Raw genomic sequence first — 13,854 nt, 5'->3', positions numbered from 1 at the left:
TTCAATTTCACGATTTAAGCTGATACAACCTGTTGGAGCGCGTATGGCAACGAATACAGGGACTCTTGAGAACACTTTTCCACAAGAGCAATTTCCACCTCAAGATCAACCGCAAAAATTCGTGTTGCGTGTTGTCGGTGCAGTCGCCTTTGCTCATCTATTAAATGACTCTATTCAGGCGGTAGTGACTGCAAGTTATCCCATGCTCAAGGCAGAGTTTTCACTGAGTTTTGCCCAGATTGGCTGGATTGCGTTGGTGTATCAAATTACCGCGTCATTATTACAGCCGTGGATTGGACTCTACACCGACAAACATCCAAAACCATATTTATTACCTGCGGGCATGTTCGCCACGCTGATTGGCATTGGGTTAATGGCGATTGCAGGAAGTTATCACAGCTTACTTTTTGCAGCTGCACTGATTGGTATAGGTTCATCCACTTTTCATCCTGAAGCATCGCGTATTGCTCGTACTGCATCGGGTGGACGTTTTGGTACGGCTCAATCCATGTTCCAGGTGGGCGGAAATACCGGTTCAGCACTGGGTCCCTTAGTTGCCGCAGCCGTGATTATCCCCAACGGACAAGGTGCAATTGGCTTATTTGTTCTAGTTGCTGCTTTGGCTATTTTCGTTTTATTACGCGTAACCAAATGGCTGGTCAAACAAGCACCCGCACATCGTCTCGCTAGTCAATGCGCCATTTCAACCTTGACACGTAAACAGGTGATTCAGGCCATGGCAGTCATCTGTATTTTACTCTTTGCTAAATTTATCTATATCGCTGCCATTACCAATTATTTTACCTTCTATCTCATTGAACGCTTTGATGTTTCAATCCAGACATCGCAGTTATATCTATTCATGTTTTTAGGCGCTGTGGCGTTGGGTACTTTTGCAGGAGGCCCAGTCGGTGATCGTATCGGACGTAAAGCGGTGGTTTGGGTATCCTTTTTGGGTATTGCTCCATTTGCCCTGATGCTGCCTTATGTGGGATTAATGGGTACAGCCATTCTGGTGATTATTATTGGTTTAGTCATGTCTTCTGCCTTCTCTGCGCTTGTCGTTTATGCACAAGAAGCTGTACCTGGTCGGGTTGGCATGGTTGCGGGCTTAATGTTTGGACTGATGTTCGGGATTGGTGGTATTGGTGCAGCAGGTCTAGGCCATTTGGCGGATACACACGGCATTGTCTGGGTTTATAAACTCTGTTCATTCTTACCTTTGTTAGGTTTTATGACTGCGTTATTGCCAAATACCAAAAAATAATGATGCTCTCCTCAGATGTGTGATGTTGAATGACATGGCACATCTGCTTTCACTTGAGACCATGTTGTTTCTTGCTTATTTTTAATGCTAAAATTTTCAACAGACGATAGAACCTAATAAGTTCCTTCGTTTTCATTGTTACGATAAAAAAAACCGCGAAAAATTGATGTGGATAAATTTTCTAGTGAAAGAAAATTATCGCATCGACACATATCCTTATCTTTCAAAGGTTCGGTCAGCGTTCATCAGGGCTTGAATTGTTATCAGGCATCGTTAACAGGTTTTCACAGTATTTCTGTGCCTGCTATTTCGATAGGACGCTTTATGAATCGACCTTTATTTATTATTTTTTCGACAATTGCTTTGGATGCAATCGGCATTGGTCTTATTTTTCCAATCTTACCTTCACTGCTGCAAGACATTACCCATAGTACTCATATCGCTATGTACATTGGGATATTGAGTAGTCTTTATGCAGCCATGCAATTTATCTTTTCACCTATCCTTGGGGCCTTAAGCGACAAATTTGGACGACGCCCCATCCTGCTACTCTCTTTAGCGGGTTCAACACTTAACTACTTATTTTTAGCCTATTCACATAGTCTACTCCTATTGTTGATTGGCCGAATCATTGCAGGCATGACCAGTGCCAATATGTCAGTTGCTTCTGCCTATCTGGTGGATATTTCAAAACCAGATCAACGAGCTAAACACTTTGGTTTCATGAGTGCCATGTTTGGCGCGGGCTTTATCATTGGCCCGATACTTGGAGGTGTATTAAGTGAATATTGGCTAAGATTGCCATTTATCATTGCAGCGCTGCTTACAGGACTAAACTTTGTTGTTGCCTATTTGGCATTAGCAGAGTCAAAAACCTCGACTCTTCCAAAAGATTCAGCGACTTCGCCCAATCCATTCAAAGTATTTAGCTCACTTCGATACATATCTGGCGTATTTCCGCTGATAGCTACTTTCTTTATTTTTAGTGCAACTGGTGAAGCTTATGCGGTGTGCTGGGCGCTGTGGGGACATGCAACCTTTCAATGGAACAGTTTTTGGGTGGGGCTCTCCTTAGCTGCTTTTGGCTTATGCCAAATGTTGGTACAGGCCTTTATCCCTCAACATGCATCTAAACGATTTGGAGATCGAAACACAGTCTTCATTGGAATCGCCTGCTCTTGTATTGCCTTAACCATGATGGCTTTTGCCCAACACGGCTGGATTATTTTTGCAATGATGCCAATTTTTGCCTTAGGCAGTATTGGAACGCCATCTTTGCAGGCCTTAGCCTCGCAAAAAGTTTCGCCTGAACAGCAAGGCCAGTTTCAAGGCATCATTGCCTCAACCATCAGTCTGGCTTCAATGTTTGCGCCCTTATTGTTCTCAAGCCTGTATTTTCAGTTTCAATCTGCATGGCCCGGTGCGATTTGGCTGAGTGTGGTCCTCATTTACATCCTGTCGCTACCAATCGTTCTTCGCAGCATCAAACCGAGTCTTGCAACATCAAAATGACAGAAAAGTAATTTTCACGTCGCGTAGATGTACCTCTGCATATTTCATAATCCAAGATGAAAAGTGATGGCTATCAATGGGTCATGACTCCATATTCATGCATCAGAAGAGGATAAAAAATGCGTTTATTTTCAAACAAAAGCACTGCACTACGAAATATTTTGCTGGGTGCGACATTGGTTGCTGCCACCAACAGTGCATTTGCCCATGTCACCCTGATCAGTGCAACACCTGCTGCAAATACCATTGTCTCAACGCAACCTAAAAACTTAACCCTTAATTTTGGTGAGGAAGTGATGTTGATGAATATTAAAGTTGTTGATGAACAACGCAAAGAACTGCCGCTTAATTATAAAGTCAGCCATGATTTGAAGAAATCATTTGATGTTGCCCTGCCAAGCCTAAAAAAAGGCAAATATACCGTGCTTTGGGGCACGATGGGCAAAGATGGGCACAACATGAATGGTGAATATAGCTTCACACTCAAATAATCCAGATAAAATTGCAACAGCCTGAATAAGTTACCAATACCACATTGGTAACTTATTCATTCCTAGGAATAAATAATGATGTCTGAATATTGGATATTCGCAACCTGGATAACAAAAATTGGCCTCTATTTGAGTATTGCTTTTGTAGTTGGAGGAGCATTTAGCTATTTCCTGCTCGGGTGCTATGCAGAAATCAAAGCAAATATTTTCAATTACATGACCATTGGCGCAGCTCTGGGTTTGATCTCAAGTACCCTAAGTTTCTTGTTTTTAATTGGAAGCTTTGCCAATACGGGCTTGCTCGGTATGTTTGATTGGAACTATATCAACATTCTGATCAACACTGCGACTGGACATGCGCATCTCATTCGCATCCTCAGTTTTGCAATGATACTTGCATTGCTGATCTTCAAACTGAATCAAAAAAATACCGCAACCAATGCGTTTGAAAAGATAATCTTTACACTCCCAGTACTACTGATTGTCTATAGCTTTTCTCAGCTAGGTCATGTCACCAATTTATCCATGTTTGCCCAATTTTTATTATCCATTCATGTACTGGTCATGTCTTTATGGATGGGCGCATTATACCCACTCTGGAAAACCAGTCGTGTAATAAATGGCTTGGCGTTAAAAGAGCGCATGCATTTATTTGGGCGTATCGCAGCGTTTGTGGTGACGATTTTAATCCTATGTGGTGCCAGTGTCGCTGTACTTTTATTGAAAGATTTTAATGCTTTAATCAATACACCTTATGGGTCTGGTTTTATCATTAAGCTTTTATTTGTAGTGAGTATTTTACTGTTGGCCGCATTTAACAAATGGTATTTTACCCCTCGCCTTCAAGAGCCTAAATTTGCACAACAGTTAAGTTATGCCATTTTATTTGAAATGTCTCTGGGTTTGATGATCTTGCTCACAACAGCCTACATCACCACCGTCATCGGGATTGAATAAAATTGTATCGATAGATCATTTGATAGATCTCATGGCAATTGAGCCTATGCGCGAATTCACTCAATTGCCCTCAACATGCTCGATGTCATGTTGAACATTTCGTGTAATCCACCAAAAGGATAAGGCAATTACACTGATGCAGCCGCCGAGCAAACAGACACCTAGCCATCCTGCTTTGGCATAGGTCATGGTTGTGCTGATTGCACCTAGACCGCTGCCTGCAGCATAAAACAGCATATACAGCCCCACTAACCGGCTTTGATTGTCCTGTTGTGTTTGCAAAATCATACTTTGATTGGTGACGTGTAAGGCTTGTCCTCCTAAATCGAGTAATAATATCCCCAAGATCAATGCCGCAATTGAATACTCAATTTGAGCGAAAGCGATCCAAGACAACAATATCAGCAACAATGCAAAGCCACTGGTTCTTTGCGCAAAACCTTGATCTGCCCATTGCCCAGCTTTGCTTGCCATCAAGGCGCCCAATACTCCAACCAAACCCAATGCACCAATTGCAGTATGTGAATAGTGATATGGAGGCGAACTGAGTAATAGAGTCAATGCACTCCAAAAAATATTGAATACCGCAAACATCAACAATGCCAATATTCCCCGTATCTGTAATAATTTATTTTTGGAAACTAAGGTCAGCATGGACAAAATCAAACGCGGATAGCTCAGTTGATGATTTGAATTGGCGACTATTGGCAAAGATTTCCACAGTGGCAAGGCAATCATCAACATCAGCAGTGCTGCACAAAAGTAGACACCGCGCCAACCCGCAAGATCGCTGATTGCGCCAGCAAAAATGCGAGCCAATAATAATCCAATAAACACCCCACTTTGTGCTGTACCCACCACATAACCCCGTTCATGAGGTTCAGCGATACTGGCAGCATAGGCAATGAGTCCCTGTGTCATGGCTGTCCCTAACATACCCACCGCAAACATCGCTGCAAATAAGCCAAGTACAGTTTTTGTGATACTGACAGCAAGCAACGCAGCAACAAGCGCCAAGAGCTGCAATCGCATGAGCCGACGGCGATCCATCCGATCGCCCAATGGCACCAACAATAATAAAGCCACAGCGCACCCGATTTGGGTCACCAAAATCACACTCCCAACCGTGGCATAGCGAATTGCCAAGTCCTGAGCAATAGCATCCAGTAAAGGTTGCGCATAATAAACATTGGCAACACTTAAACCACTCGCGATTGCAAACAGCCAGACCAAGCCAGTGGGCAATTTTCTTGGCTGAGTGAAAAGATGATTTTCTTTTTTAGATAAAGCCGATGTACAGGGATGATTCATAGCGCACCTAAACTAGTTTCAAAATAAAACTAGTTGAACCCTAAACCATCTAGTTTTAAAATGCAACTAGATCAATCCAAATCTATTGAGAATGCGATGTCAAACAATAAAAGTTCAACTACAGAGTTTTGCCCTGTTGCACGTTGTGTCGATGTGATTGGAGATCGTTGGTCACTACTAATTGTGCGAGATGTCATGGATGGCATTCATCGTTTTGGTGACCTACAACGAAACTTGAATGTCGCCCGTAACATTCTTTCGGACAGACTGCATAAATTAATTGCTGCCGAAATTCTGCAAACACGGGCCGCGTCTGATGGTACAGCCTATCAAGAGTACATTTTGACAGATCAAGGAGAAAAACTATTCCCGATTGTGGTTGCACTACGCCAATGGGGCGAACAGTTTCTATTTGAGAAGAACGAACCGCATTCAATTTTGATTGAAAAAGCCACAAAACAGCCTGTGCCGATGATGACTGCAACGTCAGATGATGGAAAAGTCTTAAATAGCACGACCACAGAGGTCTTAAAAGTGAGTCCGAAAAACGCATAAAATAGACGTTAAAAAGTTATGCTTTATTTACGCAAAATTTACGTTAATTTTATTATTTATCAATAGATTAAAACCTAATATACATCTCATCAAATTTAACTCATATGTTGAGGATGTTATGAACGGTTTTTATCGGGTATTAGTTTTAGCGACAGTTTTATCTTCCAATTATGCTTTTGCATCAGATCAACCATCTGCTTCGAATTTCAATCTTTCTGGAAATGTATCACTCGGCAGCGAATATCGTTGGCGTGGACAAACTCAGAGCAAGAATGATGCTGCTTTTCAGGGAAACTTTCTTTTAAACCATTCCTCTGGATTTTATCTAGCGGCATTTACCTCAAATGTTGATTTCGGTGATGACGCACACTTGGAACTCGATCCTTCTTTTGGCTACGCAACTCCAATTCTTTTAGGGAAATTCCAACCTACAATTGACCTTGGCATTCTTCGTTATCATTATGTAGGTAAAAGCGATTTAAATTACAATGAATACTATCTAAAAATGATCATAAACAATGCTTTGAGCGATAATGATAGCTTTAGCCCAAGTATCAGCTATACCCCTCAATACGGCGGCAAAGCAACGCGCCAAAGCTTCGGCGAAGACGTCAAAAATTGGTATTTTAATCTTTTATATAGCACGCCAATAGCCCATACCCACTTTGGCGCTATTGCAAGCTTAGGCTATTCCAAAGCAAGCCAAGTAATTTATGGAGGAGATGCAGAAGATCACTTTATCGACTGGAAAATAGGAGCCAATTATAGCTATCCACCTATGAACTTGAGTGCAGAACTGGCAGCAATTGGAACGGATCTTAATACTGATGGGTTTACTGATACATCCAAGAAAGGGGTGAAAACCGCTGCGGTCTTTACACTGAGCAAGTCTTTTTAAAATAACAATTGTTTAGATCAGCTGTATCAGGCAAGCATCGAAAAGTATGAATACTTGCCTGATAATATCCTCATTTTATGATTTAACTTATTTATTCTGAGTAGGCTTACGTTGAAAACCTTGTTGTTCTAATAATTGAGCCCGTGTTTCATAATCAACCACCTCAATCACCTGATGCAATAACCACATATAGCCAAAAGGATCTTTGAACATGGCATTTTTAATGCCCATTGCTGGCATATGCTGCACAGCTTGAATCAGCACTGCACCTGCATCAACTGCTTGCTGCAATGTTTTCTCGATATCAGTGACCGTAATATTAAACCAAATCGGGATATAGCTGTCTTGGGTAGGCGCAAGCAATTGGAAATCTGGGTTTTCATCCAGCATATGAAAATGAACGCCGTGAATACTCATAATCACACTATTCTGCCCAACCACAAAATCACCAACTTCTATTCTTTCGACTTCAAAAACCTGCTCATAAAATGCCAATGCAGCCAATGTGTCTTTAACAATAAAATCGATTTCAGTATTTTGCATGTAATGCGTCCTCTTATTTTTTATCATTCTAAAGGGGTCGCTTTAGCACCACTATCAGCTCTTTGTAACGGACATCACTGAGGAAAAACAACCGTCAGATAAATAAAAAAGCGAAGCAAGATTTAACTTTGCTTCGCTTTTTCTTCAGTCGAAGTACTTATTCAATAATTAAGTCTTTGGCAGGAATACCATCACCATAAACAGGTTTTAAGGTTTTTTCATAGGCTTGATGGATAACCCCTTCTTTGGCTAATTTTTCTAAATCTTGATTTAACCAATCCAGCAATTCTTTATTGCCCTTTTGCACGGCAGGTGCAATTAAATCTTGCTCACCCAAATTGGTAATGCCGACAGTGTAATTTGGATTTTCTTTTGCCCATGCCAACACCAATAAATTGTCATGTGCCAAAGCAGCACCTCGACCATCTTTTAAAGCATCAAAAGTTTCCGTGTTTTGCTCATATTTTTGCAACTTAATTTCAGGATGTTGCTTGCTAAAAAATGAATCCGCTGTCGTGCCTTTATTGACCAGCAAGATTTGATCTTTTAACTGAGCAATATCAGTAATCGGTTTATTTTTAGGAGACACCACACCTAAAGCAACCTTCAAATAAGGCTTAGCAAAATCCACCACCTGTTCACGTTCAGGTGTCACCGTGAAATTGGCAAAAATAATATCGACTTTATTGGCTTTAAGATATTCGACCCGGTTGGCCGCCTCAGTCAGTACAAACTGCACTTTATTTTCATCGCCCAATAAATCTTTGGCAACATGTTTAGCAATTTCCACATCAAAGCCCTGATTTTTACCTTGTGCATCCAGATAACCAAACGGCGGCTTGTCGCTAAATACGCCAATACGAACCACACCGTTTTTCTTGATCTGTTCAATACTGGAAACCTGCGCTGAAGTATCTGCGGGCTTTTCAGTTGACTGTGGATTTTTATTACAAGCCGTCAGTCCTAAACTAAATATAGAAGCCAGCAGTAATTTTTGAATATTTGAAAATGTTATTGTTTGCATAATTTCACCTTTTTTGTGTTTTAAAAATCTGTTATTGCTTGGTGGTATCAACATCTAAAAAGATATTGGGATTCACTTTTTCACCATAGATCGGTTTCAAGGTTTGGTCATAAATGTTCTGAACCTCGCCTGTCGTCCTGAGCTGCTTGATTTCATCATTCAACCAGTTCAACAATTGGGTGTTGCCCTTTTTCACACCTGCTGCAATAAAGTCTTGATTCCCAATCTGAGGAATACCCGCCACATAATTCGGGTTCTTGGCAGCCCATGCCAAAGCATAAGTACTGTCTTGGGAAATGGCATCGCCACGACCGTCGATCAGCGCATTGAAAGCATCCGTGTTTTGTCCAAATTTCAGCAACTTAACTTTTGGATAATTTTTACTAAAATAGATCTCTGAGCTCGAACCCTTATTTACAATCAAGGTTTTGCCTTTCAGACTTTTCACATCGGTAATGGCTTTATCCTTAGGTGAAACAATTCCCAGTGATGCTTTTAAATAAGGCTCGGAAAAATCAACCACCTGTTGACGTTCAGGTGTTACAGAAAAGCTGGCAAAGACCACATCAACTTTATCTGACTTTAAAAATTCAACCCGATTGGCAGCTTCCGCAATCACAAACTGAATTTTGTTTTCATCACCGAGTAAATCTTTGGTCACACGCTTTGCCAGTGCCACATCAAAGCCCTGATTTTTGCCCGCACTATCGACATAGCCAAACGGTGGATTGTCCGCAAATACACCTACGCGTAGCACACCATTTTTCCGAATCTGTTCCAACGATGTATCCTCTCCTGCACTTTTGGCCTCTGACGAAGTTGGCTGATTACAACCCGTCAATACACCTGCCATCAGTACACAAGTGATGCCCAAACCAAACATTTTTGTCTTTGAAGGAAAGTGATGTTGCCCAGCTGCTAAATTCAATCGCATAAAGTCCTCTTATTGCTTTTAATAATTTAAAATATTGAGAAAGGTCTTCGCCCGTTCTGTTTGTGGATGCTGAAAAAATACTTCAGGTGAGCTTTGCTCAATGATTTTGCCCTTATCCATAAAAATAATGCGGTCTGCCACTTTGCGTGCAAAACCCATTTCATGGGTGACGATGAGCATGGTCATACCTTCCTGTGCCAGTTTCAGCACCACATCCAGCACTTCCCGTACCATTTCAGGATCTAAGGCTGCGGTTATCTCATCCAGTAAAATCACTTTCGGTTTCATGACCAATGCACGGACAATCGCAATTCGCTGTTTTTGCCCACCCGATAAGTTGGAGGGATAATCATATTTACGATCAAGCAATCCCACCCGCTGCAATAACTGATCCGCCAGTTGTTCCACTTCTACACGTTGCCGTTTTTGTGCTTTTAAGGGGCCAAGCAGAATGTTATCAATCACATTCATATGCTTGAATAACTCATAGTTCTGGAACACCATGCCGATCTGCTGACGTACGCTATCCCATGGCAAATCCTGCCCTAATCTTCCAATATCTTTGAGATGAATCTCCCCCTCTTGGATCGGTTCCAACCCATTGATACAGCGCAACAAGGTACTTTTGCCACAACCCGATGGCCCCAAAATCACCACCACTTCCCCTTGTTGCACATCCAGGTCAATGCCATGCAAGATATGACTTTGTTTATAAAATTTCTGCACATTTTGTATCGATAACAAAGTCATGCGTTCTCCCACACTTTTTCTAAATGCGCTGCTAAAAGCGATAATGGATAACAAATCAGGAAATAAAGAATAAAGATGAAACCGTAAATCCACAGCGATGCACTTGGGACGGTTAATAATGAGTTTTCAATAATCTGCTGCCCCACTTTCAGAACTTCCACCATCCCGATCAGTACCGCCAATGAACTGGTTTTAATCATGCGGGTAAACAGATTCAATGCCCCAGGTGTCACCCTTTTTAGGCTTTGTGGGAAAATCACGTAAATCAATGCCTGCACATGATTTAAACCTACAGCATAAGCAGAATCACGTTGATGCTGATCGATCGAAGTAATTGAGGCCCGAACTAAATCGCCCATTTCCGCAGTTCCCCATAAGGTAAATACAAAAATACAGACCCAAAATGATGAGAGCTGCCAGTTAAACCACGTCGCTAAGCCAAAATAGAAAACAAACAATAGGACGAGGATGGGTACAACCCGAATGGTTTCTAAATAAAAACGGCAAATAATTTTAATCAGTATGTTTTTGGAGGTCATGATCACCCCAAAAATCGTCCCGAAAATGGCAGATAAAAACACCGAAAGAAAGGCAATTTCAATGGTTTGCAACAAACCATATAGCAAACGTTCGAGATGGCTCGGTTGAAATAAATACTCAAGTTCCATGGCTCACCTTCCGACTGCGATATTCCAAATAACTGGTGAGTGCTGAAATAGGTAACAAGATAATCAGATAGGCCATGATTAATAGAAATAAAGCTTCTGTGGTTTTATAGTCCATCCCAATCAAATCTTTGGTCACAAACAAGAGTTCCACCACTGCAATCGCACTCAAGACTGAGCTTTCTTTAATCAGAAATAAGCAGTTCGCACCAATGGCTGGAATAGAAAGCGACAGCGCCTGTGGAAACACCACATACTGAAAGACTTGGACGGCGTTGAGTCCCACACTTCGGGCAGAATCAATCTGTCCTTGTGCAACTGACTGTAAGCCTGCACGGAAGGCTTCTGCCATATAACTGCCACCCAAAAAAGTTAGACCAATCACACCACAGGTAAAACCATCCAGTTTGATCCCGATCTTAGGTAAACCGTAATAGAGAAAAAACAGCTGAATGAGCAAGGGCGTATTGCGGGAAACCTCAATATAGACTTTGACAATTTTGTTGAGAATTCGAACGTTGTAGGTACTAATCACACTACAGATCAGCCCCAATAAAATAGATAACACAATACCAATGAAGGAGATTTTTAAGGTCATGAGAGTTGCCGCATAGAACTGCGGCAGTACACTCTGTATATACAGCCAATCCAAAGACAACATCCGAATGAAAAATTGATTCTTTTGATAAATACGTTGTTGTTATTTATCTTTAGATGAGTCTAATCTGATTGAAAAATCACATGAAATATTATTATTTGCTAAGCTTTGCTGAAATTTTTAATTATCAGCCTTGGCTTGAGGTAATTCTTTTTATTCGCCCTCCGTTGGATAACGCTCAGAGCTGCACTGTTTAGCTCATTTTTATAAAATAATCGTATGACTTAAACAATTACTCCCAACCCTATCTGAAATAGATAAGGTGAAGGCATACCTATCCACATTATTTGTAGCTAACTAAATCATTTATCTTGCTATCATTTTAAAAACCATATTTTCAAAACAACAAGCGACTGTTTTTATATAAAAATTTTACCATTAAATAAATTAAAGCATATGATTATTAATAATAATTATATTTAAATTTAACAAATATGAAATATTTTATTTACATGATTAAATTTCATCACTGATAGAGGGCTATCCCATGTTAGAAGAAAATTTAGCAAAAAAAGAAATTCTTCAAAATTATCAATCTCCACTCATCCACGACTTCGAGACGTCACCGTTAAAAGAAAAATTTAAGCAAAATGGATTCATACAATACAAAACCTCAGAAATCGATATTGAATCAAAAATATCAATTTCAAGAGAATTTAAAGCATTAGAAAGAGATCCTTTTGCACCACCCAATACACAACGCTTTAGACGCTATGGAAATGCTTTAATTCTTCCATGGGAAAAGCATATCGAACCAATTTGGTTACCAACAACGTTGGGAGACGATGGCCAAGAACTCTCTGGATATGATCAGGGAAATAACAATCCAGAACATGGCTCTATTCGATATTTCAATGCACTGAGCAGAAATGTAAAGCTCTCACATTATTTGAATAAATTAATTATTGAAGATTATAAACTTACATTCGGATTGAGCGAATATTATCTGCCCATCTATGTCGGCATACATTTTGTTAAACTCACCTCAAACGATCAGAGCCAAGGGATTAGTTCCCCAGATTGTTTCCATCAAGATGGTGAACCTTTTACCTTTGCCCACCTGTTCTATCGCAGTAATAATATTACTGGTGGAGAAAACTATATTGCTCATCCGAGTGAAAGAAATAAACGCTTAGAAGAGGTCAATGTCGAAAAAATTTATAGTCAATTCACACTAAAAAATATTTTAGATAGTTTTGCGGTACATGATCATTCTGTCTGTCATTATGTCTCACCCATTAAAAAAATATCGAATGATCAACTCAATTTCTTAGGTGAAAGATGGGTAATCCTGATTGATTATTCATTAACGAAGCAAAAAATATGATCAATAATCTTCTATTTTCCCTCTCTCCCATCCTTCTCTCCCTGCTTTTGGGTTGGGGGATTGGGAGAGTCATCAAACCAACCATTAGAAATAAATTGGTTGGCTATATCACTATTTTAGTGTGGCTACTGCTTATTTCGATCGGTTTTCAGTTCGGTGTTGTTCTATTTGATAAAGAACTCGGCTCTACCATCATTGTTGAGTCTTTTATCTATGCGACGGTTATTAGTGCGATTACCTTTGTTTTTCTTTTTAAGAAAGCACATAACATCAGCGAAAATCGGAAATCGCTATCTGAAATTTTAAAACCCGTTCTAGAATGCCTAATTGCGATATCAATGGTTCTCATCGGGATGGTTCTCTATCTCATCCTCCCTAGTACATTGGGAAGTGAAACCATTAGCAATATATTACTTTATCTTCTCATCTTTTTAGTTGGGGTCGATCTAGCCACGATTAAAATACAATCTTTAACCCTCAACCATGTCAAGGTTCCATTACTCACAATCATTGCACTGTTCATTGCAGCTTATTTGACGACTTTTATTTTAGATCGATCATTCTTTGAACTCATTGTACTAGGTAGTGGTTTTGGCTGGTTTTCTCTCTCAGGCCCATTGATTGGTAAAACCTTAGGTGCGGAACAAGGTACTTTCGCCTTACTTACCGATCTTATCAGGGAGTTTTATGCGATCGCGTTGTTATATCTTTTAGGTAGAAACTATCCTAACCCTGTCATCGGAATTTGTGGTGCAACGGCCATGGATTCAACACTTCCTTTTATCAAAAATAATTGCTCTCCTTTGGATACGCAAGTTGCTATTTTTAGTGGATTTATTTTAACCGTACTTGCACCTTTCTTTATTATTTTTTTCAGTACCTTCTTATCCTAAAGTGAGTTATTTATGATCAATATTTAAGCTTCAGATATTTTAATTTATAGAATGCATACAAATGCAATT

General features: G+C 40.2%; 15 protein-coding genes. 8 read left to right on the top strand and 7 right to left on the bottom strand.

Features of this window, described 5'->3' with window-relative positions; translation table 11 throughout:
• Positions 1-43 precede the first annotated feature (43 nt).
• The 4 genes from MMO42_RS08830 (at position 44) to MMO42_RS08815 (ending at position 4,227) form a co-directional block, all read left to right on the top strand.
• Positions 44-1,267: an MFS transporter gene (locus MMO42_RS08830; protein WP_241320157.1), complete on the top strand. Its 1,224-nt coding sequence runs from the start codon at positions 44-46 to the stop codon at positions 1,265-1,267.
• A 324-nt stretch (positions 1,268-1,591) separates the two neighbouring features.
• A complete protein-coding gene (locus tag MMO42_RS08825) occupies positions 1,592-2,779 on the top strand; it encodes a TCR/Tet family MFS transporter (RefSeq protein WP_241320156.1) in 1,188 nt (395 codons plus the stop codon).
• A gap of 119 nt (positions 2,780-2,898) precedes the next feature.
• A complete protein-coding gene (locus MMO42_RS08820; RefSeq protein WP_241320154.1) occupies positions 2,899-3,270 on the top strand; it encodes a copper resistance protein CopC in 372 nt (123 codons plus the stop codon).
• Positions 3,271-3,345: 75 nt separating this feature from the next.
• On the top strand, positions 3,346-4,227 hold the full coding sequence (locus tag MMO42_RS08815) for a CopD family protein (protein WP_241320153.1): 882 nt from the start codon (positions 3,346-3,348) through the stop codon (positions 4,225-4,227).
• A gap of 60 nt (positions 4,228-4,287) precedes the next feature.
• Here the strand turns inward: MMO42_RS08815 and MMO42_RS08810 are convergent, their stop codons facing one another.
• Positions 4,288-5,538, bottom strand: coding sequence for an MFS transporter (locus MMO42_RS08810; protein WP_241320151.1), 1,251 nt, complete (start codon positions 5,536-5,538; stop codon positions 4,288-4,290).
• 96 nt (positions 5,539-5,634) lie between these two features.
• Here MMO42_RS08810 and MMO42_RS08805 point away from each other — a divergent pair, with 96 nt between their 5' ends.
• Together MMO42_RS08805 and MMO42_RS08800 are read left to right on the top strand one after the other, a co-directional pair.
• Positions 5,635-6,093, top strand: a complete 459-nt coding sequence (locus MMO42_RS08805) for a helix-turn-helix domain-containing protein (protein ID WP_241320150.1) — start codon at positions 5,635-5,637, stop codon at positions 6,091-6,093.
• Positions 6,094-6,211: 118 nt separating this feature from the next.
• Positions 6,212-6,991 (top strand): TorF family putative porin, encoded by a 780-nt coding sequence (locus tag MMO42_RS08800; RefSeq protein WP_241320149.1) that lies wholly within the window; start codon positions 6,212-6,214, stop codon positions 6,989-6,991.
• Between the two features lie 87 nt (positions 6,992-7,078).
• Here MMO42_RS08800 and MMO42_RS08795 read toward each other — a convergent pair whose 3' ends face one another.
• The 6 genes from MMO42_RS08795 to MMO42_RS08770 form a co-directional block, all read right to left on the bottom strand.
• Positions 7,079-7,534: a VOC family protein gene (locus MMO42_RS08795; protein ID WP_241320147.1), complete on the bottom strand. Its 456-nt coding sequence runs from the start codon at positions 7,532-7,534 to the stop codon at positions 7,079-7,081.
• Between the two features lie 157 nt (positions 7,535-7,691).
• Entirely contained in the window at positions 7,692-8,558 is an 867-nt protein-coding gene (locus tag MMO42_RS08790; RefSeq protein ID WP_241320146.1) for a cysteine ABC transporter substrate-binding protein, read from the bottom strand.
• A 31-nt stretch (positions 8,559-8,589) separates the two neighbouring features.
• The gene (locus tag MMO42_RS08785; protein ID WP_241320281.1) at positions 8,590-9,441 is read right to left on the bottom strand and encodes a transporter substrate-binding domain-containing protein; all 852 of its coding nucleotides are present in this window, start codon (positions 9,439-9,441) and stop codon (positions 8,590-8,592) included.
• Between the two features lie 69 nt (positions 9,442-9,510).
• Positions 9,511-10,242, bottom strand: a complete 732-nt coding sequence (locus tag MMO42_RS08780; protein ID WP_241320144.1) for an amino acid ABC transporter ATP-binding protein — start codon at positions 10,240-10,242, stop codon at positions 9,511-9,513.
• Positions 10,239-10,910: an amino acid ABC transporter permease gene (locus MMO42_RS08775; protein WP_241320142.1), complete on the bottom strand. Its 672-nt coding sequence runs from the start codon at positions 10,908-10,910 to the stop codon at positions 10,239-10,241. Before MMO42_RS08775 ends, MMO42_RS08780 begins: the two co-directional genes overlap by 4 nt.
• Positions 10,900-11,559: an amino acid ABC transporter permease gene (locus MMO42_RS08770; protein WP_241320141.1), complete on the bottom strand. Its 660-nt coding sequence runs from the start codon at positions 11,557-11,559 to the stop codon at positions 10,900-10,902. Before MMO42_RS08770 ends, MMO42_RS08775 begins: the two co-directional genes overlap by 11 nt.
• 493 nt (positions 11,560-12,052) lie before the next feature.
• Here MMO42_RS08770 and MMO42_RS08765 point away from each other — a divergent pair, with 493 nt between their 5' ends.
• Together MMO42_RS08765 and MMO42_RS08760 are read left to right on the top strand one after the other, a co-directional pair.
• The gene (locus MMO42_RS08765; RefSeq protein WP_005295415.1) at positions 12,053-12,892 is read left to right on the top strand and encodes a 2OG-Fe dioxygenase family protein; all 840 of its coding nucleotides are present in this window, start codon (positions 12,053-12,055) and stop codon (positions 12,890-12,892) included.
• Positions 12,889-13,785, top strand: a complete 897-nt coding sequence (locus tag MMO42_RS08760) for a lysine exporter LysO family protein (RefSeq protein ID WP_241320140.1) — start codon at positions 12,889-12,891, stop codon at positions 13,783-13,785. Before MMO42_RS08765 ends, MMO42_RS08760 begins: the two co-directional genes overlap by 4 nt.
• Positions 13,786-13,854: the final 69 nt, after the last annotated feature.

It is taken from the genome of Acinetobacter sp. ANC 3882 (assembly GCF_022549545.1).
Taxonomy (GTDB): Bacteria; Pseudomonadota; Gammaproteobacteria; order Pseudomonadales; family Moraxellaceae; genus Acinetobacter.
Note: the sequence above shows the minus strand (reverse complement) of the source record. Positions and strands in the feature narration are given on the sequence as shown.

Coding starts and splice junctions, on each gene's coding strand:
- MMO42_RS08825 (WP_241320156.1), top strand. CDS start 1,592: ATGAATCGACCTTTATTTATTATTTTTTCGACAATTGCTTTGGATGCA.
- MMO42_RS08785 (WP_241320281.1), bottom strand. CDS start 9,441: ATGTTTGGTTTGGGCATCACTTGTGTACTGATGGCAGGTGTATTGACG.
- MMO42_RS08810 (WP_241320151.1), bottom strand. CDS start 5,538: ATGAATCATCCCTGTACATCGGCTTTATCTAAAAAAGAAAATCATCTT.
- MMO42_RS08765 (WP_005295415.1), top strand. CDS start 12,053: ATGTTAGAAGAAAATTTAGCAAAAAAAGAAATTCTTCAAAATTATCAA.
- MMO42_RS08815 (WP_241320153.1), top strand. CDS start 3,346: ATGATGTCTGAATATTGGATATTCGCAACCTGGATAACAAAAATTGGC.
- MMO42_RS08780 (WP_241320144.1), bottom strand. CDS start 10,242: ATGACTTTGTTATCGATACAAAATGTGCAGAAATTTTATAAACAAAGT.
- MMO42_RS08830 (WP_241320157.1), top strand. CDS start 44: ATGGCAACGAATACAGGGACTCTTGAGAACACTTTTCCACAAGAGCAA.
- MMO42_RS08775 (WP_241320142.1), bottom strand. CDS start 10,910: ATGGAACTTGAGTATTTATTTCAACCGAGCCATCTCGAACGTTTGCTA.
- MMO42_RS08805 (WP_241320150.1), top strand. CDS start 5,635: ATGTCAAACAATAAAAGTTCAACTACAGAGTTTTGCCCTGTTGCACGT.
- MMO42_RS08820 (WP_241320154.1), top strand. CDS start 2,899: ATGCGTTTATTTTCAAACAAAAGCACTGCACTACGAAATATTTTGCTG.
- MMO42_RS08760 (WP_241320140.1), top strand. CDS start 12,889: ATGATCAATAATCTTCTATTTTCCCTCTCTCCCATCCTTCTCTCCCTG.
- MMO42_RS08790 (WP_241320146.1), bottom strand. CDS start 8,558: ATGCAAACAATAACATTTTCAAATATTCAAAAATTACTGCTGGCTTCT.
- MMO42_RS08800 (WP_241320149.1), top strand. CDS start 6,212: ATGAACGGTTTTTATCGGGTATTAGTTTTAGCGACAGTTTTATCTTCC.
- MMO42_RS08795 (WP_241320147.1), bottom strand. CDS start 7,534: ATGCAAAATACTGAAATCGATTTTATTGTTAAAGACACATTGGCTGCA.